General features: G+C 71.3%; 19 protein-coding genes. 8 read left to right on the top strand and 11 right to left on the bottom strand.

Annotated features, from left to right (window positions below; all coding sequences use genetic code 11):
• Positions 1-283: hypothetical protein (locus tag IF09_RS47390; RefSeq protein ID WP_234321186.1), on the top strand; the 283-nt coding region annotated here is incomplete at its 5' end.
• 170 nt (positions 284-453) lie between these two features.
• On the opposite strand, the gene IF09_RS0129150 is transcribed toward IF09_RS47390, so the two are convergent.
• Positions 454-1,095 carry a DNA-3-methyladenine glycosylase gene (locus IF09_RS0129150; protein WP_030300619.1) on the bottom strand — a complete coding sequence of 214 codons (642 nt, stop codon included), beginning with the start codon at positions 1,093-1,095 and terminating at the stop codon, positions 454-456.
• A gap of 111 nt (positions 1,096-1,206) precedes the next feature.
• Between IF09_RS0129150 and IF09_RS0129145 the strand changes: the two genes are divergently transcribed.
• The 3 genes from IF09_RS0129145 to IF09_RS0129135 all read left to right on the top strand — a co-directional run bounded on the left by IF09_RS0129145 (position 1,207) and on the right by IF09_RS0129135 (position 3,227).
• Complete coding sequence (locus IF09_RS0129145) at positions 1,207-1,989, top strand: sporulation protein (RefSeq protein WP_030300617.1); 783 nt, start codon at positions 1,207-1,209, stop codon at positions 1,987-1,989.
• A 51-nt stretch (positions 1,990-2,040) separates the two neighbouring features.
• Positions 2,041-2,574: a YbhB/YbcL family Raf kinase inhibitor-like protein gene (locus tag IF09_RS0129140; protein WP_030300615.1), complete on the top strand. Its 534-nt coding sequence runs from the start codon at positions 2,041-2,043 to the stop codon at positions 2,572-2,574.
• A gap of 149 nt (positions 2,575-2,723) precedes the next feature.
• Positions 2,724-3,227, top strand: a complete 504-nt coding sequence (locus IF09_RS0129135) for an HNH endonuclease (protein WP_030300613.1) — start codon at positions 2,724-2,726, stop codon at positions 3,225-3,227.
• Positions 3,228-3,296: 69 nt separating this feature from the next.
• Here the strand turns inward: IF09_RS0129135 and IF09_RS0129130 are convergent, their stop codons facing one another.
• The 4 genes from IF09_RS0129130 to IF09_RS0129115 form a co-directional block, all read right to left on the bottom strand.
• Positions 3,297-4,073: a sulfite exporter TauE/SafE family protein gene (locus IF09_RS0129130; protein ID WP_030300610.1), complete on the bottom strand. Its 777-nt coding sequence runs from the start codon at positions 4,071-4,073 to the stop codon at positions 3,297-3,299.
• 107 nt (positions 4,074-4,180) lie between these two features.
• Positions 4,181-5,173: an SPFH domain-containing protein gene (locus tag IF09_RS0129125; protein WP_030300609.1), complete on the bottom strand. Its 993-nt coding sequence runs from the start codon at positions 5,171-5,173 to the stop codon at positions 4,181-4,183.
• Between the two features lie 93 nt (positions 5,174-5,266).
• The gene (locus IF09_RS0129120; protein WP_030300604.1) at positions 5,267-5,695 is read right to left on the bottom strand and encodes an NfeD family protein; all 429 of its coding nucleotides are present in this window, start codon (positions 5,693-5,695) and stop codon (positions 5,267-5,269) included.
• 89 nt (positions 5,696-5,784) lie between these two features.
• Positions 5,785-6,585, bottom strand: coding sequence for an ABC transporter ATP-binding protein (locus IF09_RS0129115; RefSeq protein ID WP_030300602.1), 801 nt, complete (start codon positions 6,583-6,585; stop codon positions 5,785-5,787).
• A 144-nt stretch (positions 6,586-6,729) separates the two neighbouring features.
• On the opposite strand from IF09_RS0129115, the gene IF09_RS0129110 reads away from it, so the two are divergent.
• Positions 6,730-7,512, top strand: coding sequence for a hypothetical protein (locus IF09_RS0129110; RefSeq protein ID WP_030300599.1), 783 nt, complete (start codon positions 6,730-6,732; stop codon positions 7,510-7,512).
• 59 nt (positions 7,513-7,571) lie between these two features.
• On the opposite strand, the gene IF09_RS0129105 is transcribed toward IF09_RS0129110, so the two are convergent.
• The 3 genes from IF09_RS0129105 to IF09_RS0129095 form a co-directional block, all read right to left on the bottom strand.
• Complete coding sequence (locus IF09_RS0129105; RefSeq protein ID WP_030300597.1) at positions 7,572-7,817, bottom strand: chaplin; 246 nt, start codon at positions 7,815-7,817, stop codon at positions 7,572-7,574.
• Between the two features lie 161 nt (positions 7,818-7,978).
• The gene (locus IF09_RS0129100) at positions 7,979-8,620 is read right to left on the bottom strand and encodes a response regulator (protein ID WP_030300596.1); all 642 of its coding nucleotides are present in this window, start codon (positions 8,618-8,620) and stop codon (positions 7,979-7,981) included.
• Positions 8,613-9,758, bottom strand: coding sequence for a GAF domain-containing sensor histidine kinase (locus IF09_RS0129095; RefSeq protein WP_030300593.1), 1,146 nt, complete (start codon positions 9,756-9,758; stop codon positions 8,613-8,615). Before IF09_RS0129095 ends, IF09_RS0129100 begins: the two co-directional genes overlap by 8 nt.
• Before the next feature lie 472 nt (positions 9,759-10,230).
• Between IF09_RS0129095 and IF09_RS0129090 the strand changes: the two genes are divergently transcribed.
• Complete coding sequence (locus IF09_RS0129090) at positions 10,231-10,932, top strand: transglycosylase SLT domain-containing protein (RefSeq protein ID WP_030300591.1); 702 nt, start codon at positions 10,231-10,233, stop codon at positions 10,930-10,932.
• 115 nt (positions 10,933-11,047) lie between these two features.
• Here the strand turns inward: IF09_RS0129090 and IF09_RS0129085 are convergent, their stop codons facing one another.
• Entirely contained in the window at positions 11,048-13,600 is a 2,553-nt protein-coding gene (locus IF09_RS0129085; RefSeq protein ID WP_078613518.1) for an FHA domain-containing protein, read from the bottom strand.
• Between the two features lie 234 nt (positions 13,601-13,834).
• Here IF09_RS0129085 and IF09_RS0129080 point away from each other — a divergent pair, with 234 nt between their 5' ends.
• On the top strand, positions 13,835-15,379 hold the full coding sequence (locus IF09_RS0129080) for a streptophobe family protein (protein WP_030300584.1): 1,545 nt from the start codon (positions 13,835-13,837) through the stop codon (positions 15,377-15,379).
• A gap of 219 nt (positions 15,380-15,598) precedes the next feature.
• Complete coding sequence (serB, locus tag IF09_RS0129075; protein ID WP_030300583.1) at positions 15,599-16,798, top strand: phosphoserine phosphatase SerB; 1,200 nt, start codon at positions 15,599-15,601, stop codon at positions 16,796-16,798.
• An 83-nt stretch (positions 16,799-16,881) separates the two neighbouring features.
• Here serB and IF09_RS0129070 read toward each other — a convergent pair whose 3' ends face one another.
• Together IF09_RS0129070 and IF09_RS0129065 are read right to left on the bottom strand one after the other, a co-directional pair.
• Complete coding sequence (locus tag IF09_RS0129070; RefSeq protein ID WP_030300582.1) at positions 16,882-17,403, bottom strand: SixA phosphatase family protein; 522 nt, start codon at positions 17,401-17,403, stop codon at positions 16,882-16,884.
• Between the two features lie 126 nt (positions 17,404-17,529).
• Positions 17,530-17,745 carry a hypothetical protein gene (locus IF09_RS0129065; protein ID WP_030300581.1) on the bottom strand — a complete coding sequence of 72 codons (216 nt, stop codon included), beginning with the start codon at positions 17,743-17,745 and terminating at the stop codon, positions 17,530-17,532.
• Positions 17,746-17,764 lie beyond the last annotated feature (19 nt).

Here is a 17,764-nt window from a genome sequence, read left to right as displayed (position 1 = left end):
TACCGGTAATCCGGTGCACACACACGCAGAGCGGGCCAGTCATGGTCGGAAGGAACCTCATCCACCGAAGTGGACGGGGTATCAACTTCTGGCGTTGATTTTTGGCACGCTGTTGAGTTCTCAAGGAACGGACGCTTCCTTTGTACTCGCTCTCTCGAGCTTTCCTCCGGGCTTCGTTCTTCGTTTCCAACTCTACCAGATCATTTCCGTCGCCGTTTCCGACTTGGATTTGAATTCCGGTGGCCGTTGGGGGCCTTTGCCTTTCGGCTTTCCACTACTTTAGCGCTTATCCCCTGCGACTCATAATCGAGCCAACGGATTCGAATTCGGGCATGCCGAAATCGACCCCGCCAGGGGTACGTCGTAGGTAGTGGGTTGGCCGCTCCGGGGTCTGCTGATGGCAGTGGTCCGTTCAAGCGGCTCGGGCTACGTTAGGCGTCCGCCAAGGGCGAGTCAAGTTGAGCGGCGGCGTGGCGCGTGGGCGCGATACGGGCTCACCGTCGGGTCGTGGGTGATCCAGTAGCGGTACGGGTGGCCCGCGCCGGCTCCGCCGACTCCCGTGCGCGGGCCGTTGCTCACCAGGTCGGGTGAGGTGGCGGTGCCCGTCAGGAGTGCCAGGGGGGATTCCGGGCCGGCGCAGAGGTCGGCGCCGTCCAGGGAGCGGTCCACGGCGAGGGCCGTGGCGAGGCGGGCCGGGCCTTTGGCCAGTTCCTTGTCGCTTCTGGCGGAAAGTCGACGTTTGCGGGCCAGATCGGCGCCCACGGTGATCTCACCCGCCCGCAGCAGTACCCCGCTCGCGTGGCCCGGCGGGCCGCACACCAGGTTGAGGCTGAACCACATGCCGTAGATGAAGTAGACGTACGCATGTCCGGGCGGACCGAACATCGACGCGTTGCGCAGGGTGCGCCCACGGTAGGCGTGGGAGCCCGGGTCGGCCTCGCCCTCGTACGCCTCCACCTCCGTGATGCGGAGTTCCATGGGGCCCTCGGGCGTACGGCGGACCAGGATCCGGCCGAGGAGATCCGGGGCCACCGTGAGGACCGGCCGGTCGAAGAAGGACCGGGCCAGGGGCGTACGGTCGGGGCGCGCGCTCATCCGGTCGAGCGTAGTGGAACGCGCGCACCTGCAACCGGGGCCTAAGGTTCCGCGTTTGTCAGTGTGTACTCGTAAGCGGTAGTCGCACGAGCCTTCAAGGGGAGTCAGAGCATGGGGTTCAAGAAGCTGTTCGCGGCGCTGGGTGCCGGCGGTGCTTCGGTGGACACGGTCATCACCGAGCCGAACGTGGTGCCGGGCGGGATCGTCCAGGGCGAGGTCCGCATCCAGGGCGGGTCCGTGGAGCAGCAGATCGAGGGCCTGTCCGTCGGCCTGCAGGCGCGGGTCGAGGTGGAGGGCGGCGACCAGGAGTACAAGCAGGACATCGTCTTCACCAAGCAGCGCCTCGGCGGTGCCTTCCAGGTCCAGGCGGGCGCCCTGCACGTGGTGCCGTTCGGGCTGGAGATCCCGTGGGAGACGCCGATCACCCACTTCGGGGGTCAGCACCTGCACGGGATGAACATCGGGGTCAGCACCGAGCTGGAGATCGCGCGTGCGGTGGACGCCGGCGACCTCGACCCGATCAACGTGCACCCGGTGCCGGCGCAGCAGGCGATCCTGGATGCCTTCCGTCAGCTCGGCTTCGGTTTCCGCAGTGCGGACATGGAGCGCGGGCACATCCGCGGGACGCGCCAGACGCTGCCGTTCTACCAGGAGATCGAGTTCCTGCCGCCGTCGCAGTACCGCGGCCTGAACCAGGTCGAGCTGACCTTCGTCTCGGACGGCCGTGAGATGGACGTCGTCCTGGAGATGGACAAGAAGTCCGGGCTGTTCTCCGAGGGCAGTGACACGTACCGCTGCTTCCAGGTGGGTCTGCAGTCGTACCAGGAGACCGACTGGGCGGCTTACCTCAACCAGTGGATCGCGTCCGTGGGTTCGCAGCGCAACTGGTTCTAGGCTCGGGCCCGGTACCGGTCCGGTACTGGTTCGCGATCAGGAGGTTCAGCAGTGGCCGAGCAGAACAGGGCACCTCTTCCGCACGACTTCCACCCTCAGGTGCACGCGTTCTCCGTGGAGAGTGCGGACCTCGAGCCCGGTGGGGAACTGGGTGACGCCCAGGTCCTGCGGGGCGGGAACATCTCGCCGCACCTGCGGTGGGAGGGGTTCCCGGAGGGGACGAAGAGTTTCGCGGTGACGTGCTTCGACCCGGACGCCCCGACGGGCAGCGGGTTCTGGCACTGGGTGCTCTTCGATCTGCCGGCCTCGGTCACCGAGCTGCCGGCCGGGGCGGGGAGCGGGAAGTTCGAGGGTCTGCCCGCCGGGGCCGTGCACGTACGGAACGACTACGGCACGAGCGACTTCGGCGGGGCTGCTCCGCCGGCCGGTGAGCGGCACCGGTACGTGTTCACCGTCTACGCGGTGGACCAGGAGAAGCTGGGCCCCGGTCCGGACGTCTCGCCGGCGGTGGTCGGATTCAACCTGCGCTTCCACTCGTTGGGTCGGGCGCAGCTGATCGGTGAGTACGAGGGTCCTGCGAGCTGATCGTTCGCCGTGCGTTTGCCCGGTCCTGGTCTAAAGGCGACCAGGACCGGGCATTTTTATTGCGTTGTCCCGCGTGGCGCGCGCGGCCAGAGTGGTTGCGGGCCCTGCTGCCGGTGTGGTTGCGGGCCTGCACACGGGAGGTGGGCGAGATGCGGGACACGCTGGTGCTGAATGCGAGCTTCGAGCCGCTGTCGACGGTGACGCTGAACCGGGCGGTGGTCCTGGTGCTCCAGGACAAGGCCGTCGTCGAGCAGTCGCATCCGGAACTCCGTGTGCGCGGTGCCTCCATGGATCTTCCGCTGCCCCGGGTGATCAGGCTGTGCCGGTACGTACGGGTGCCGTTCCGAAGACATGCCCCCTGGTCACGGAGGGGGGTGCTGGTCCGGGACCAGCACCGGTGCGCGTACTGCGGGAAGCGGGCGACGACCGTGGACCACGTGCTGCCCCGGGCCCAGGGCGGTGGGGACACGTGGTTGAACACGGTGGCCTCCTGTGCCGAGGACAATCACCGCAAGGCGGCCCGGACTCCGGAGGAGGCGGGGATGCCGCTCCTCCGGAAGCCGTTCGTGCCGTCTCCGGCGGACGCCATGCTGCTGGCCCTGGGGGTGGGGGGCCGTGATGCGCTGCCCGACTGGCTGGAGCGGACCGCCTAGTACGGCCGGTCCGGCTGGTTCCGCCGCATGATCGCCGGTGCGCCGGGCGACGTAGACGTGCTACGTCGCTCAGCGCAGCAGCAGCTGGACGATCGCGATGACGCCGACGGTCACGATGACCGCGCGGAGCACGGTCGGCGACAGCCGGCGGCCGACCTTGGCGCCGACCTGGCCGCCGAGGGTGGAACCGACGGCGATCAGGACCACGGCCGTCCAGTCGAAGTCGGCGACGAAGAGGAAGAAGGCGGCCGCGATGCCGTTCACCAGGGCGGCGATGACGTTCTTGACGGCGTTGATGCGTTGCAGGTCCTCGTGGAGCAGCAGGCCCATCAGGCCGATGTAGAGCACGCCTTGCGCGGCGCCGAAGTAGCCCCCGTACGCGCTGGAGAGCAGCATTCCGGAGAGCAGGGCGGGGCCGCCGTCGGGGTGGCCGGTGTCGCCTCCGGCGGCTTCCTGGCGCTTGCGCAGGGCCGCGGCGAGCCGGGGCTGGAGGATGACGAGCACGAGGGCGAGTCCGATGAGGACGGGCACGATCGTGTCGAACGAGTCCGACGGCAGGGTGAGGAGCAGGACGGCGCCCGCGAGTCCCCCGACGAGGGAGACGGCGCCGAGCCGGATGATGCGGCCGCGCTGGCCCTGGAGTTCCTTGCGGTAGCCGATGGCCCCGCTGATGGAACCGGGCACCAGGCCGAGGGTGTTGGACACGTTGGCGGTGACCGGCGGGAGTCCCGTGGCGAGCAGCACCGGGAAGGTGATGAGCGTGCCGGAGCCGACGATGGTGTTGATGGTGCCGGCGCCGATGCCGGCCGCGAACACCGCTGCCGATTCCCAGATGGACATGGACATGGACTGGGCCATCCCCTTTGCATGAGTGAGTCGCCTCCCCGCCATGAAGGTCGAGGGGCCTCACTGATCATGCAGGAGGGGATGCCGGTCCGCAGGGGGGCGGGGGGTCAGTCGATCGGCGGCTGCTCGCGCCGGTCCGTGCCGTTCGCGCCGCTGCCGGCGCCGGTCCCGTCGGCTCCGGCGGACTTGCCGGCGTTCTGCGGGTTGAAGCCGGAACCGCCGCCCATGGGGCCGAAATTGCCCATGGCTCCGGACAGGCCCTTGAGCGCGTCTCCGATCTCGCTGGGCACGATCCAGAGCTTGTTGGCGTCGCCTTCGGCGATCTTCGGGAGCATCTGGAGGTACTGGTAGGCGAGGAGCTTCTGGTCGGCGTCGCCGGCGTGGATGGACTCGAAGACCGTACGGATGGCCTGCGCCTCGCCCTCGGCACGCAGGGCCGCGGCCTTGGCCTCACCCTCGGCGCGCAGGATGGAGGACTGCTTCTCGCCCTCGGCGCGCAGGATCTCGGACTGGCGGACGCCTTCGGCCTGGAGGATCGCGGCGCGCTTGTCGCGGTCGGCGCGCATCTGCTTCTCCATCGAGTCCTGGATGGAGGTCGGCGGCTCGATCGCCTTGAGCTCGACGCGGTTGACGCGGATGCCCCACTTGCCGGTGGCCTCGTCGAGGACTCCGCGCAGGGCCGCGTTGATCTCCTCGCGGGAGGTCAGCGTCCGCTCGAGGTCCATGCCGCCGATGATGTTGCGCAGGGTGGTGACGGTGAGCTGCTCGATGGCCTGGATGTAGCTGGCGACCTCGTACGTCGCGGCGCGGGCATCGGTCACCTGGTAGTAGATGACCGTGTCGATGTTGACGACCAGGTTGTCCTGGGTGATGACCGGCTGCGGCGGGAACGGCACGACCTGCTCGCGCAGGTCGATGCGGTTGCGGATCGAGTCGATGAACGGGACGACGATGTTGAGGCCCGCGTTGAGGGTGCGCGTGTAGCGGCCGAAGCGTTCGACGATGGCGGCGCTGGCCTGCGGGATCACCTGGATCGTCTTGACCAGTGCGATGAAGACCAGAACCACCAGAATGATCAGGACGATGATGATCGGTTGCATGCGGTTCCCCGTGCCCTTCCGGCTGTCTGTGCTGCCCCGTTGGGCGAGTCTCGCAGACCTCGCCGCCGCGGGTCGGCTCCTTGGCTCACAAGCTCACATCACGACCGCGGTGGCTCCGTCGATCTCCACGACGTCCACCTGCTGGCCGGGTTCGAAGCTGCTGTCCGCGTCGAGGGTGCGGGCGGACCAGATCTCGCCGGCGAGTTTGATCCGGCCTCCGCTGCCGTCGACGCGTTCGAGGACGAGCGCGCTTCTGCCTTTCAATGCGTCGATTCCGGTGCGGTGTTGGGGCCGCTGCTCGCGGTGGTGGTTCGCGATCGAGCGGACGACGGCGATGAGCGCCACCGACACGATGACGAAGACCAGGACCTGGGCGACGACTCCCCCGCCGAACGCCGCCGTGACGGCGGCCGCGACCGCCCCGACGGCGAACATGCCGAACTCCGGCATCGCCGTCAGGACGAGCGGGATGCCCAGTCCGACCGCGCCGATGAGCCACCACAGCCACGCGTCGATGTCCACATGGTCATGGTAGGTCGGGCGGGCGCGGTCGGGACAGGGTGCGACCGTGCCCGTACCGGCGGTGCCTGCCCGGGGTTCGGCGGACGCCCCTAGCGCAGCGGGAGGCCCTGGGCGGTCCAGCGGTCGTGGTCGTTGCGCTCGACGACGAGCGGGAGGCCGAAGCAGAGGGACAGGTTGCGGGAGGTCAGCTCGAGTTCGATGGGGCCCGCGGTGACGACCTTGCCCTGGCGGATCATCAGGACGTGGGTGAAGCCGGGGGCGATCTCCTCGACGTGGTGCGTGACCATCGCCATGGACGGCGCGAGCGGGTCGCGGGCGAGGCGGCCGAGGCGGCGTACGAGGTCCTCGCGGCCGCCGAGGTCCAGACCCGCGGCGGGCTCGTCGAGGAGGAGCAGCTCGGGGTCGGTCATCAGGGCGCGGGCGATCAGGGTGCGCTTGCGCTCGCCCTCGGAGAGGGTGCCGAACTTCCGGTCGAGGTAGTCCGTCATGCCGAGGCGGTCGAGGAAGGCGCGGGCGCGCTGCTCGTCGATCTCCTCGTACTCCTCCTGCCAGGTCGCGGTCATGCCGTACGCGGCTGTGAGGACGGTCTGCAGGACGGTCTGTCGCTTGGGGAGCTTGTCGGCGAGCGCGATGCCTGCGACGCCGATGCGCGGGCGCAGCTCGAAGACGTCGCTGCCGGGCTTGCCGAGGGTGCTGCCGAGGATGGTGGCGGAGCCCTTGGTGGGGAAGAGGTAGCTGGAGGCGAGGTTCAGCAGCGTGGTCTTGCCGGCGCCGTTGGGGCCGAGGATCACCCAGCGCTCGCCCTCCTTCACCGACCAGGAGACCTGGTCCACCAGAGCCCGGCCCTCGCGGACCACGGATACGTCCACCAGCTCCAGAACATCGCTCATGAGCGTGTTGTCTCCCCTTGCAGTCTCGGTTCGTCTGTGCACCGGTAGGCGCAGCCCCAGGGGAAAACCTACGCCACTCGGCGAGGGGTCCGGGCGCCAGGTGGGCCGCGGGGCCGGATCGGGGGTGATCCGTAAAGTGGGGGAATGCTTTTCGAACCACGTTCAGGGCGGTTGGCCGCCTGGGGGAACGCACTGCTGGCCGGACTGGTCTCGCCCGACGAGGCCGTGTTGTCGATCGTGGGCGAGGACGCCGTGCATCGGGTGGAGGGGCTGCCGGGCGAGTCGGGTCCGGTGGGTCTCACGCTGGCGCTCGGGCGGATGCGGGCGCTGGGGGTGACGGGGCTGCGGGTGGCGCTGCCGGCGCCGGGGCATCCGCTGGGGCTGAGCGGGCCGGCGGAGTTCAATGCGCGGGCGCTGGACGCCGAGGAGGCGGTGGTCGCGGCGGGCGCGGCGCTGGGTCTGGTGCCGGAGGTGGCGGAGGCCGGACCGGAGGGGGACGTGCACGTCTCGGTGACCTGGCACTGCCTGCCGGTCCGGGAGGCCCCGCCCGCGGACGTGCCGTCGCTCGGTGAGGCGGAACGGGAGCTGGCGGAGGCGCTGCGCGAGGCGACGGTGGTGCTGACCCGGCTGGACGTGGCGGGGTCGGGGCCGGTGGCGGAGGCTGCGCTGTCGGCGTACCGGGCGCGGGCGGAGGCCGGGCGGGAGGTGCTGGCGCCGGGGTATCCGGCGCGGGCGGTGCGGGTGCTGTCGCTGGCGCAGCGGGTGGACCTGCTGGTGTCGCTGGCGTACGAGCACGGGCCGGGCGGTGCGGTGGCCGCCTCGGAGATGGCGGCGAGGGCGGAGGCGCTGCGTCCGGTGGAGCGGGTGGCCCGTCGGGCGCTGGTGGCGGCGTACAACTCGGCGGTGGAGGAGCGCGAGCGGGGCTGAACGCACCGCGGCCCCGCTTCCCGGGGAGAGTGGGGGGAAGCGGGGCCGGTGCCGGGGGGTCAGGCGTTGACGCCCGTGTTGCCCCAGGCGCCGTTCAGCAGGCCGATCACCGTGACGGTGTTGCCGACCGCGTTCACCGGGACGTGGACGGGGGCCTGGATCAGGTTTCCGGAGACGACGCCGGGCGAGCCCGCGGCCTGGCCCTCGGCCGACGCGCCGCCGTGCGCCGAGGAGACGCCGGCGCCCGCGGCAAGGAGGCCGCCCGCGATCATGGTGACGGCAGTGGCCTTCTTGATGTTCTTCACGTTCTTCGTCCTCCAGTACGTCTGCCGCGGCCAGCCGCCGCGGCACGTCATGAAGAACGGTCATCCGACGAACGGGATACGCCATGTGGGCGACATCCACCCGACCGTATGAATTTGGGATCGGAGCTGGACGGTCCGTTTCCGTCCCGGTCCGGCCTGGTTCAGTCCGTGATCCCGTGCCTGACCGCCCACAACGCCGCCTGGGTGCGGTCCGCGAGGTCCAGCTTCATCAGGATGTTCGAGACGTGCGTCTTGACCGTCTTCTCGGACAGCACCAGCGCACGGGCGATCTCCCGGTTGGAGCGGCCGTCCGCGATGAGTGAGAGGACCTCCCGCTCCCGCTCGGTCAGGGAGCCGCCGCGGCTCGACGAGGGCTGTCCGTCCTGGGAGAGCAGGGCTTCGGCCACCTCCGGCTGGAGCAGCACGTGCCCGGCGTGGACGGAGCGGATCGCCCCGGCCAGGGCGTCGGGGTCGATGTCCTTGTAGACGTATCCGCAGGCGCCGCCCCGCAGGGCGGGGACGACCGTCCGCTGCTCGGTGAAGCTGGTGACGATCAGCACCCTCGCCGGGTTCGCGAGCGCGCGCAGCCTGCGCAGGGCCTCGATGCCGTCGGTGCCCGGCATCTTGATGTCCATCAGGATCACGTCGGGCCGCAGCTCCTCCGCGCGGGCCACGCCCTCCTCTCCGTCGGCGGCCTCCCCGACCACCTCGATGTCGTCCTGGACCTCCAGGAACGTGCGCAGGCCGCGGCGGACCACCTGGTGGTCGTCCACGAGCAGGACGCGGATGGGCGTGTCAGCCACCGGGGACCTCCATCTCGATCGTGGTGCCCGTACCGGGCTCCGAGTGCACGGCGAGGCGGCCGCCGGCGCCGCTCGCCCGGTCCCGCATGGAGACGAGGCCGAGGTGGCGCCCGGCCGAGCGGATCGAGGAAGGGGAGAAGCCGCTTCCGTTGTCCGTGACGGTCAGGACGGCTCCCGCGGCCCGGCGGGCGAGGGTGACCTCGACGCGGTCGCCGCCCGAGTGCCGCAGGGCGTTGTGGAGGGCCTCCTGGGCGACCCGGAGCAGCGCCTCCTCCTGGGTCGCCGGGAGGGCCCGTACGCCGTCACAGGTGAAGGTGACGTGCGCGGTGTGGGCACGGTCGAGTACGTGGACCTGGTCGCGGAGGGTGGCGACGAGGCCGTCCTCGTCGAGGGCGGCCGGGCGCAGCTCGGTCACGGCGGCGCGCAGCTCGTCGGCGGCCTCCGCGGCGAGCGCGGCGACCTGCTGGAGCTCGCCCTTGGCACGGGCCGGGTCGCGGTCCACGAGGGCGGCGGCGGCCTGGGCGGTCAGGCGGAGCGAGAAGAGCTTCTGGGCCACGGCGTCGTGCAGCTCGTGGGCGAGGCGGGAGCGCTCCTCGGCGATGGTGAGCTCGCGGCTGCGCTCGTAGAGCCGTGCGTTGGTGAGGGCGATCGCCGCGTGCTGGGCCAGGAGGGCGAGGAGCTCCTCGTCCTCTTCGGTGAAGCCGCCTGGTCTGCGTTTGTTCGCGAGGAAGAGGGCGGCGAGGGTCTCCTCGCCGTCGCGGACGGGCTGTCCGAGGAAGTCGGACATCTCGGGGTGGGCGGTGGGCCAGCCCTCGAAGCGCGGGTCCTTGCGCACGTCGGCCAGCCGCTCGGGGCCGTCCTGGTGGAGCATCGCGGCCAGGATGCCGTGCTGGCGGGGCAGCGGGCCGATGCGGCGCCACTGGTCCTCGGTGATGCCGTCCACGACGAACTGGGCGAAGCCGCCGTGGTCGTCCGGGACGCCGAGGGCCGCGTACTCGGCGTCGAGCAGCTCGCGGGCCGAGACGACGATCGTGCGCAGGACGTCGCGGACCTCCAGGCGGCGGCTCATGGCGAGCAGCGCGGTGCTCACGGCGGCGAGGCCGCCGCAGGGTCCTCCGAACACGGGACTACCGGTCATGGGCTCACCGTACTAGCGGCTCTGACCTGCGGGATCGGGCTCGAGCCCTAGGGCTGGGGGCGGTGTGCCCCTCCTCCTTGGGGAGGGGCCGCCGGGGCCTTCTCTGCCCTGGGGATGAGGGTGGTGGGGGTTTGTGGTCCTCAGGGTGGAGAATTCCGTTACATAGCGCATTGCTTGAGCAACGCACGGTAAGACCGTTACGTGGCCGATGTGAGCCCGCGCATAGGACCCACGTCACTTACGAAGGCGCCTAGTGGACGTGTAAACACGTTGTGAGCACTGCTGCGCCTAGCGTGCGGCCCGGAATTCCGGGCCCGTCGGCGCCCCCTGATCCACTAAGCGGGATCGTACGTCACACCTTTGCCACAAGATTTTGCCGCCGCTAAGAATTGCTCTCGTCGCACAGCACCGCGGATCCCGGATCCGAACGGTGCTTTCCTGCGGCTCCCGCTATTCGAAGAGGTTGCTACGCATGTCCAAGACCAGCACCCCCGGCCAGATTCGTCGTCTGACGAAGGCGCACAAGATGTCCTTCGCCGCCGTTGCCACCATCGGCGCCGCCGCCCTGGCCGCCACCCTCGTCCCGGCCGGCACCGCCGACGCGGGTACGACCGTGGCCGCTGCCCCCGTGGCGTGGACCCAGGCCGTCGAGGGTGTCCAGGCCAAGACCGTGCAGCACCTCTCCGCGCAGTCCAAGCTGGCCACGGACGCCGCGAAGCTCGAGGCCGCGGTGAAGGCCAAGGCCGCCGCCGCCGCGAAGGCGAAGGCCGACGCCGAGGCCGCCGCCAAGGCGAAGAAGGACCGCGAGGCGAAGGCGGCCGCCAGCCGCTCCACCGTCCGCAAGCCGATCTACGCGAACAACCTTGACGGCTGGATCAAGGAGTCGCTGGCGATCATGAAGGCGCACAAGATTCCGGGCACGTACAACGGCCTGTACAAGAACATCATGCGCGAGTCGAGCGGCAACCCGCGGGCCATCAACAACTGGGACATCAACGCCAAGAACGGTGTGCCCTCGAAGGGTCTGCTCCAGGTCATCAAGCCGACCTTCCTCGCGTACCACGTCCCCGGCACCCCGCTGGACCAGTACCACCCGGTCGCCAACATCGTCGCCGCGGCCAACTACGCCGCCGACCGCTACGGCTCGATCGACAACGTCAACAGCGCCTACTGAGGGCCGCTGGCGTAGCAACCCCCAGCACCCCCATGCGCCTCAGGGCGGCACCCGGTATCCGGGTGCCGCCCTGAGGCGTTTCTCTTGGCGGGGAGGGTGCGCGCAGCGGTGCGGGCTAGTTGCGCATGACCTCGGGCTCGTGGCGGCGCAGCAGCTTCTGCACGGCGAAGCCGCAGGCGACGCCGATGAGCAGCAGGATCGTGATGTTCACGCCCCACTGTGCGATCGAGTGCTCCCACAGCGGGTCCGTGTTGGACGGGTTCTGCTGGTCCCACGGCGGCATGAGCTTGCCGAGGTCGAGCGTGGTGCCGGCGGCGGCGACCGCCCAGCGCGACGGCATCAGCCAGGCGAACTGCTCCAGGCCGGGCGAGTCGTACACCTGGAACAGGATGCCGGTGAAGACGACCTGGACGATCGCGAACATGACCAGCAGCGGCATGGTCTTCTCGGCGGTCTTCACCAGCGAGGAGATCACGAGGCCGAACATCATCGACGTGAAGCCGAGCGCGGTGACCGACAGGCACAGCTCGACGGCCGGCGGCATGAGCAGGCCCTCGGTGGGCAGGTCGCGCGGGGCGAAGCCGATGACGCAGATGACAGCGCCCTGGATGGCCGTGATGAAGCCGAGGACGATCACCTTCGACATGAGGTACGCCGACCGGGACAGACCGGTGGCGCGCTCGCGCTCGTAGATGACCCGTTCCTTGATCAGCTCACGGACCGAGTTCGCGGCGCCCGAGAAGCACATGCCGACGCAGAGGATCAGCATGATCGTGCCGGCGTCGCCGTTGAACCGGGACGGCGGCTTCGGCGGCGCGAGGCCGAACGTCGCGGGGATGACCGTGGAGACCACGCCCAGGACCGCGGGCAGGATCAGCATGAGGGCCATGAAGCCCTTGTCGGACGCGATCACCGAGACGTAGCGGCGGATCAGGGTCCACAGCTGGTCGCCCCAGCCCTGCGCCTTCGGCGGCATCATCTGCTGCATCGGCGGCATCGCGACCTGCTGCGGGGCGACCGAGTCGAGGTCGGCGGCGTACAGCTGGTAGTGCTGCGAGCCCTTCCAGCGGCCGGCCCAGTCGTAGTCGCGGTAGTTCTCGAAGGCCGAGAAGACGTCCGCCCACGTGGTGTAGCCGAAGAAGTTCAGCGCCTCGTCCGGCGGGCCGAAGTACGCGACCGAACCGCCCGGAGCCATGACCAGCAGCTTGTCGCACAGCGACAGCTCGGCCACCGAGTGGGTGACGACCAGGACCGTGCGGCCGTCGTCGGCGAGGCCGCGCAGCAGCTGCATGACGTCGCGGTCCATGCCCGGGTCGAGGCCGGAGGTGGGCTCGTCCAGGAAGATCAGAGACGGCTTGGTGAGCAGCTCCAGCGCCACGGACACGCGCTTGCGCTGACCGCCCGAGAGCGCGGTGATCTTCTTGTCCTTGTGAATGTCGAGCTTGAGCTCGCGCAGGACCTCGTCGATGCGGGCGGCGCGCTCGGACTCGGCGGTGTCGCCGGGGAAGCGGAGCTTGGCCGCGTACTTGAGGGCCGTGCTGACCTTCAGCTCCTTGTGCAGGATGTCGTCCTGCGGGACCAGGCCGATGCGCTGGCGGAGCTCCGCGAACTGCTTGTACAGGTTGCGGTTGTCGTAGAGGACGTCGCCCTCGTTGGCGGGCCGGTAGCCGGTCAGCGCCTTGAGCAGCGTGGACTTTCCGGAGCCGGAGGGGCCGATGACGCCGATGAGCGACTTCTCCGGGACGCCGAAGGTGACGTCCTTGAGGATCTGCTTGCCGCCGTCGACCGTCACCGTGAGGTGGCGGGCCGAGAAGGAGACGTCACCGGTGTCGACGAACTCCTCGAGCCGGTCGCCGACGATCCGGAACGTCGAGTGGCCGACGCCGACGATGTCGTTCGGACCGAGCTGCGCGGTGCCGGACTTGGGCAGCGGCTGACCGTTGACGTAGGTGCCGTTGTGGCTGCCGAGGTCGTGGATCTCGAAACGGCCGCCCGTGGAGCGGAACTCCGCGTGGAGGCGCGAGACCTGGAGGTCCGAGACGACGAGCTCGTTCTCCAGCGCACGGCCGATCCGCATGACGCGGCCGACGGCGATCTGGTGGAACGTCGTCGGGCTGCGGTCACCGCCGTACGCGGGAGCGGCGCCCTGCGCGGGCACCCCCGCGCCGCCGCCCTGCTGCTGCGGGAAGTGCGGCTGCTGCGGCTGCCGGTGGGCGGCGGCCTGCTGCGGCTGCTGCTGCCAGGCCTGCTGCTGCGGCTGCTGCGCCTGGGCAGGGGCCTGGTACGCCGGGGCGGCCTGCTGGGCCGGGGCCTGGTAGGCCGGAGCGGCCTGCTGGGCCGGGGCTGCCTGCTGCGGTACTGCCTGCTGCGGCGCCGCGGCGGCGCTCAGATTCAGCCGCGGGCCGTCGGTGGCGTTGCCCAGGTGGACCGGCGTGCCCGGCACGAGCTCGGTCTGCTGGACCCGCGCACCGTGCACGTAGGTGCCGTTGGTGCTGCCGTGGTCCTCGATGCCCCAACCCCGGCCGTTCCAGGCGATGGTGGCGTGCCGCCACGACACCCGGGCGTCATCGATCACCACGTCTCCCTGGGGGTCACGCCCCAGCGAGTACGACCTGGACGGATCGAGCGTCCAGGTCCTTCCATTCAATTCCAGTACGAGTTCCGGCACTCCAGCCCCACTTAGGTCCCCCGAGAATCCCCCTGGCGTCAGGGAGTCCGACGTCAGGGAGTCTAGGGATGGCGAACATCCGGGGGAACTATTTCAGGCCTGGGGCCACATGTGGAATCGGGGCCTTGCCGGGGCGTCTACGCCTGCCCGTTGACGGGGTCGAAAGTCACCCGGAGAGTGAGATACGGGACTTCTCGACCCACCGCACACGCTCGGCACGCATCGGGGGCACGCATGCGCCGCATTCGCTGGGGAGACGTGGTCCTGTCGGGCATCGCCGCCACCGGCTGGGCCCTCGTCGTGATGGCCGGGGTCGCCGCGCTGGGACTCCACCTGCTGGGTGCCGACACCGCGGGAGGCTCCCCCGGGGCGATGACGGCCGCCGTGGTGGTCCTCGCGATCGGCGGGACGGTGACCCCGTCGTGGGACGTGTCGGTCCTCGGGGTCACCGGCCCGGGTGCGCAGACCTCCCTGGACGTCATGCCGCTCGGGGTGGGGCTGGCCGGGGCGCTGGTCCTCGCCCGGATCTTCCTGCGCTCGGTGCGGACCGGGGCGGGGCCGGGTGAACTCGCCGCCCGGGCGGCCTCGGTGGCGGTGCTGTTCGTCGCCGAGGCCGCCGCACTGGGCCGGGCCGGGCACGACGTGGTCACCCTGGACGGGCCGCAGCTGCCGAGGACCCCGCCGGAGGTGGTGGTCCCCGGGATCGGGGACATCGGCGGGCTGCTCCCGGACCGCATCGGGGACCTGATCGGCACCGAGGCCCGGGTGGGGTTCTCGGTGGAGTTCGGGCCGACGCTGCTGGGCGCGGCAGTGTGGGTGCTGGCCGTACTGGCGGTGGCCCTGCTGGCTTCGCGGCGCGGCCCGGCGGCGTTCGCGCGGCTGCGGCCCGCGGTGTCGGCGCTCGTGGTGGCGTTGCTGGTGGCGGTGGCGGCCGGGCTCGCAGCGGCGGTGTGGGCGGCGCTGGGGGACGAGCATCCGCGCCGGGTGCTGGGCGCCGCACTGCTGGGGGCGCCCAACGGGGCCTGGACGGGGATGCTGCTGGGGCTGTTCGTGCCGGTTGACGTGCGGGCCACGGGCACGCCGGGCCGGCTGCTGCCGGATCCGCTGGACGATCTGCTGGGGGCGGCGCCGCCCGAGCCGGTGACGGTGGCCCGGCTCGCGGAGTACGACGGGCGTGCCTGGCTGCTGGTTGCGGGGGCGGGGCTGCTGCTGCTCGGCGCCGGAGTGCTGGCCGCCGCACGGACTCCGGGGCGCGGGGTCCTGGGGTGCGCGGTGCGGCTGTCGGCCGTGACCGGGGTGGTGCTGGCGGTGCTGGTGTGGCTGACGGGGGTGTCCGTCGGGGGTCCCCCCGGCGGAGCTGCGGGAGGCTCGCTGTCGGTGCTCGGCATGGACGCGGTGGACGCCGGGGTGGAGCTGCGGGGCAGGGCGCCGTACGCGCTGCTGCTCGGGGCGGCCTGGGGCGCGGCGGCGGGCGGGGCGGGGGCGCTGCTGGCGCGGCGCCGGCGCCCGCCGCGGCCGGTCCCGGTGCCGGCGCCGCCGGGGGCTGGGCCCGATGCGCCGACGGCCCCGTACCAGCCCCCGCCGGGGCGGCCGTACCCGTACGCGAACCCCGGGCAGAGCCCGTACCCCGACCCGTACGCCGAGCCCGACGGCTCCTGGGACGTCACGGTCACCCGGCTGCCCCGCAGGCCCTCCGGGCGCCCGGCTCCCTCCCACCGTCCGCCGTTCGCCCCGCCCCCACCGCCTCCTCCACCGCCACCGCTCGGGCCCCCGGGCTGAGGCGCCCGGGAAAGGGGACGGGCCGTACCAAATCGAACACGGGCGGCCGGCCGCCCGCCCCGAGGGCCCTGACACCTGCCCGTCGATCTCCGTTCACCCCGCCGCCGTCCCCCGGGCGCCCGTACCGGGCGGCGCCGGGGAGCACTCCGCCGGAGAATGGTTCCGGCAGGTGGGACGGGGGTCCAAGCACGGACGGCGGGAAGATACGGTGAGGGCACCATGAGCGCTTCGCAGACCTCCGACGTCCCCACCCTCCTCGTCAAGATCTTCGGCAAGGACCGTCCCGGGATCACCGCCGGGCTGTTCGACACCCTCGCCGCCTACTCCGTCGACGTCGTCGACATCGAGCAGGTCGTCACCCGTGGCCGCATCGTCCTGTGCGCCCTCGTCACCAAGCCCGCCGCCGGCACCGAGGGCGAGCTGCGGGCCACCGTCCACAGCTGGGCCGAGTCGCTCAAGATGCAGGCCGAGATCCTCTCCGGTACCGGTGACAACCGGCCGCGCGGCAGCGGCCGTTCGCACGTCACCGTGCTCGGGCACCCGCTGACCGCCGAGTCCACGGCCGTCATCGCCTCGCGGATAACCGCGACCGGCGGCAACATCGACCGCATCTTCCGGCTCGCCAAGTACCCCGTGACGGCCGTCGAGTTCGCCGTGTCCGGCTGCGAGACCGAGCCGCTGCGCACGGCCCTGGCCACCGCTGCCGCGCACATCGGCGTCGACGTGGCCGTGGTCTCGGCCGGCCTGCACCGCCGGGCGCAGCGCCTGGTCGTCATGGACGTGGACTCGACCCTGATCCAGGACGAGGTCATCGAACTGTTCGCCGCGCACGCCGGCTGCGAGGCCGAGGTCGCCGAGGTGACCGAGCGGGCCATGCGCGGCGAGCTGGACTTCGAGCAGTCGCTGCACGCCCGGGTGAAGCTGCTGGCCGGCCTGGACGCCTCCGTCGTGGACAAGGTCCGCTCCGAGGTGCGGCTCACGCCGGGCGCCCGGACCCTGATCCGCACCCTCAAGCAGCTCGGCTACCAGGTCGGCGTGGTCTCGGGCGGGTTCACCCAGGTCACGGACGATCTGCAGGAGCGGCTGGGGCTGGACTTCGCCTCGGCCAACACCCTCGAGATCGTCGACGGGAAGCTGACCGGCCGGGTCACCGGCGAGATTGTGGACCGGGCGGGCAAGGCCCGGCTGCTGCGCCGCTTCGCCGCGGAGGCCGGTGTACCGCTGGCCCAGACGGTGGCCATCGGCGACGGTGCCAACGACCTGGACATGCTGAACGCGGCCGGGCTGGGCGTGGCCTTCAACGCCAAGCCGGTGGTCCGCGAGGCCGCGCACACGGCGGTGAACGTGCCGTTCCTGGACGCGGTCCTGTACCTGCTCGGGGTCACCCGCGAAGAGGTCGAGGCCGCGGGTCTGACCTGAGCCGCCTCCGTACCACGAGGACGGGCCCCGGCGCGGATCGATCCGCGCCGGGGCCCGTTCACGTCGGCCGTACGTACGGGTGCTCAGTGGTCCTCGGGGGTCCAGAAGTCCAGCAGCGTACCCACCCCGTGCTCCACCGACTTCCAGGAGCCGGCGAAGGAGACGACGGCGAACGCGGCGGTCGGGAACCCGGTACGGGTCATCCGGGCCAGGGCGTCGCCCTCCGCCCGCCCGGCGAGGGCGTCGGCGAGGGCGTGCATGCCCGGGTTGTGGCCGATGACGAGGAGGTCCTTGACCTCGTCGGAGGTCTCGTTCAGCAGGGCGATGAGCTCGCCCGGCGAGGCGTCGTACAGCCGCTCCTCGTACGAGGTCCGCGGCCGGTGCGGCATCTCCTGGACGGCGAGCTTCCACGTCTCACGGGTGCGGGCGGCGGTGGAGCAGAGGGCCAGGTCGAAGGTGATGCCCGTCTCGGCCAGCTTCAGCCCGGCGGCCGGTGCGTCCTTGCGGCCTCGTTCCGCCAGCGGGCGCTCGTGGTCGGGAACCTCGGGCCAGTCGGCCTTGGCGTGCCGGAGGAGGACGATCCTGCGGGGTGTGTCGGCGCTCATGGCTCCCAGCTTCGCACGGATCGGGCCATGGGGCGCAGGGTGTTGAGGGGCTGCGCCCCGGGCGCGGGGCGGCTCCCGGCGCACGCCGGCGCGGGCGCGGGGCGGCCCCCTCGGGGCGCACCCCGGTCAGCCGACGGCGCGCAGGAGCTGTTCGGTGACGTGGAGGAGCGCGGAGGCCTCACCGGAGGCGGCGTGGGCCTCGGCGGAGCCGGCGAGGAGCAGCAGCAGGAGGCCGAAGGCGAGCGCGGGCAGGGCCAGCGCCCACCAGTGCAGCCGGGCGCTCGCGCCGTGGACTCGGGGTCCGGGGCCGGGGATGTGCGGGGAAGTCGTGGGGGCCGACATGGGCCGCCTCCGTGGGTGC

It is taken from the genome of Streptomyces katrae (assembly GCF_000717655.1).
Taxonomy (GTDB): Bacteria; Actinomycetota; Actinomycetes; order Streptomycetales; family Streptomycetaceae; genus Streptomyces; species Streptomyces katrae_B.
This window is presented reverse-complemented; position numbering and strand designations above follow the sequence as displayed.

Excerpts from the sequence above, each read along its gene's own strand:
- IF09_RS0129070 (WP_030300582.1), bottom strand. The coding sequence starts at position 17,403 with ATGAGCGCCGACACACCCCGCAGGATCGTCCTCCTCCGGCACGCCAAG.
- IF09_RS0129090 (WP_030300591.1), top strand. The coding sequence starts at position 10,231 with ATGTCCAAGACCAGCACCCCCGGCCAGATTCGTCGTCTGACGAAGGCG.
- serB (WP_030300583.1), top strand. The coding sequence starts at position 15,599 with ATGAGCGCTTCGCAGACCTCCGACGTCCCCACCCTCCTCGTCAAGATC.
- IF09_RS0129135 (WP_030300613.1), top strand. The coding sequence starts at position 2,724 with ATGCGGGACACGCTGGTGCTGAATGCGAGCTTCGAGCCGCTGTCGACG.
- IF09_RS0129080 (WP_030300584.1), top strand. The coding sequence starts at position 13,835 with ATGCGCCGCATTCGCTGGGGAGACGTGGTCCTGTCGGGCATCGCCGCC.
- IF09_RS0129130 (WP_030300610.1), bottom strand. The coding sequence starts at position 4,073 with ATGTCCATGTCCATCTGGGAATCGGCAGCGGTGTTCGCGGCCGGCATC.
- IF09_RS0129115 (WP_030300602.1), bottom strand. The coding sequence starts at position 6,585 with ATGAGCGATGTTCTGGAGCTGGTGGACGTATCCGTGGTCCGCGAGGGC.
- IF09_RS0129125 (WP_030300609.1), bottom strand. The coding sequence starts at position 5,173 with ATGCAACCGATCATCATCGTCCTGATCATTCTGGTGGTTCTGGTCTTC.
- IF09_RS0129095 (WP_030300593.1), bottom strand. The coding sequence starts at position 9,758 with ATGACCGGTAGTCCCGTGTTCGGAGGACCCTGCGGCGGCCTCGCCGCC.
- IF09_RS0129110 (WP_030300599.1), top strand. The coding sequence starts at position 6,730 with ATGCTTTTCGAACCACGTTCAGGGCGGTTGGCCGCCTGGGGGAACGCA.
- IF09_RS0129145 (WP_030300617.1), top strand. The coding sequence starts at position 1,207 with ATGGGGTTCAAGAAGCTGTTCGCGGCGCTGGGTGCCGGCGGTGCTTCG.
- IF09_RS0129065 (WP_030300581.1), bottom strand. The coding sequence starts at position 17,745 with ATGTCGGCCCCCACGACTTCCCCGCACATCCCCGGCCCCGGACCCCGA.
- IF09_RS0129150 (WP_030300619.1), bottom strand. The coding sequence starts at position 1,095 with ATGAGCGCGCGCCCCGACCGTACGCCCCTGGCCCGGTCCTTCTTCGAC.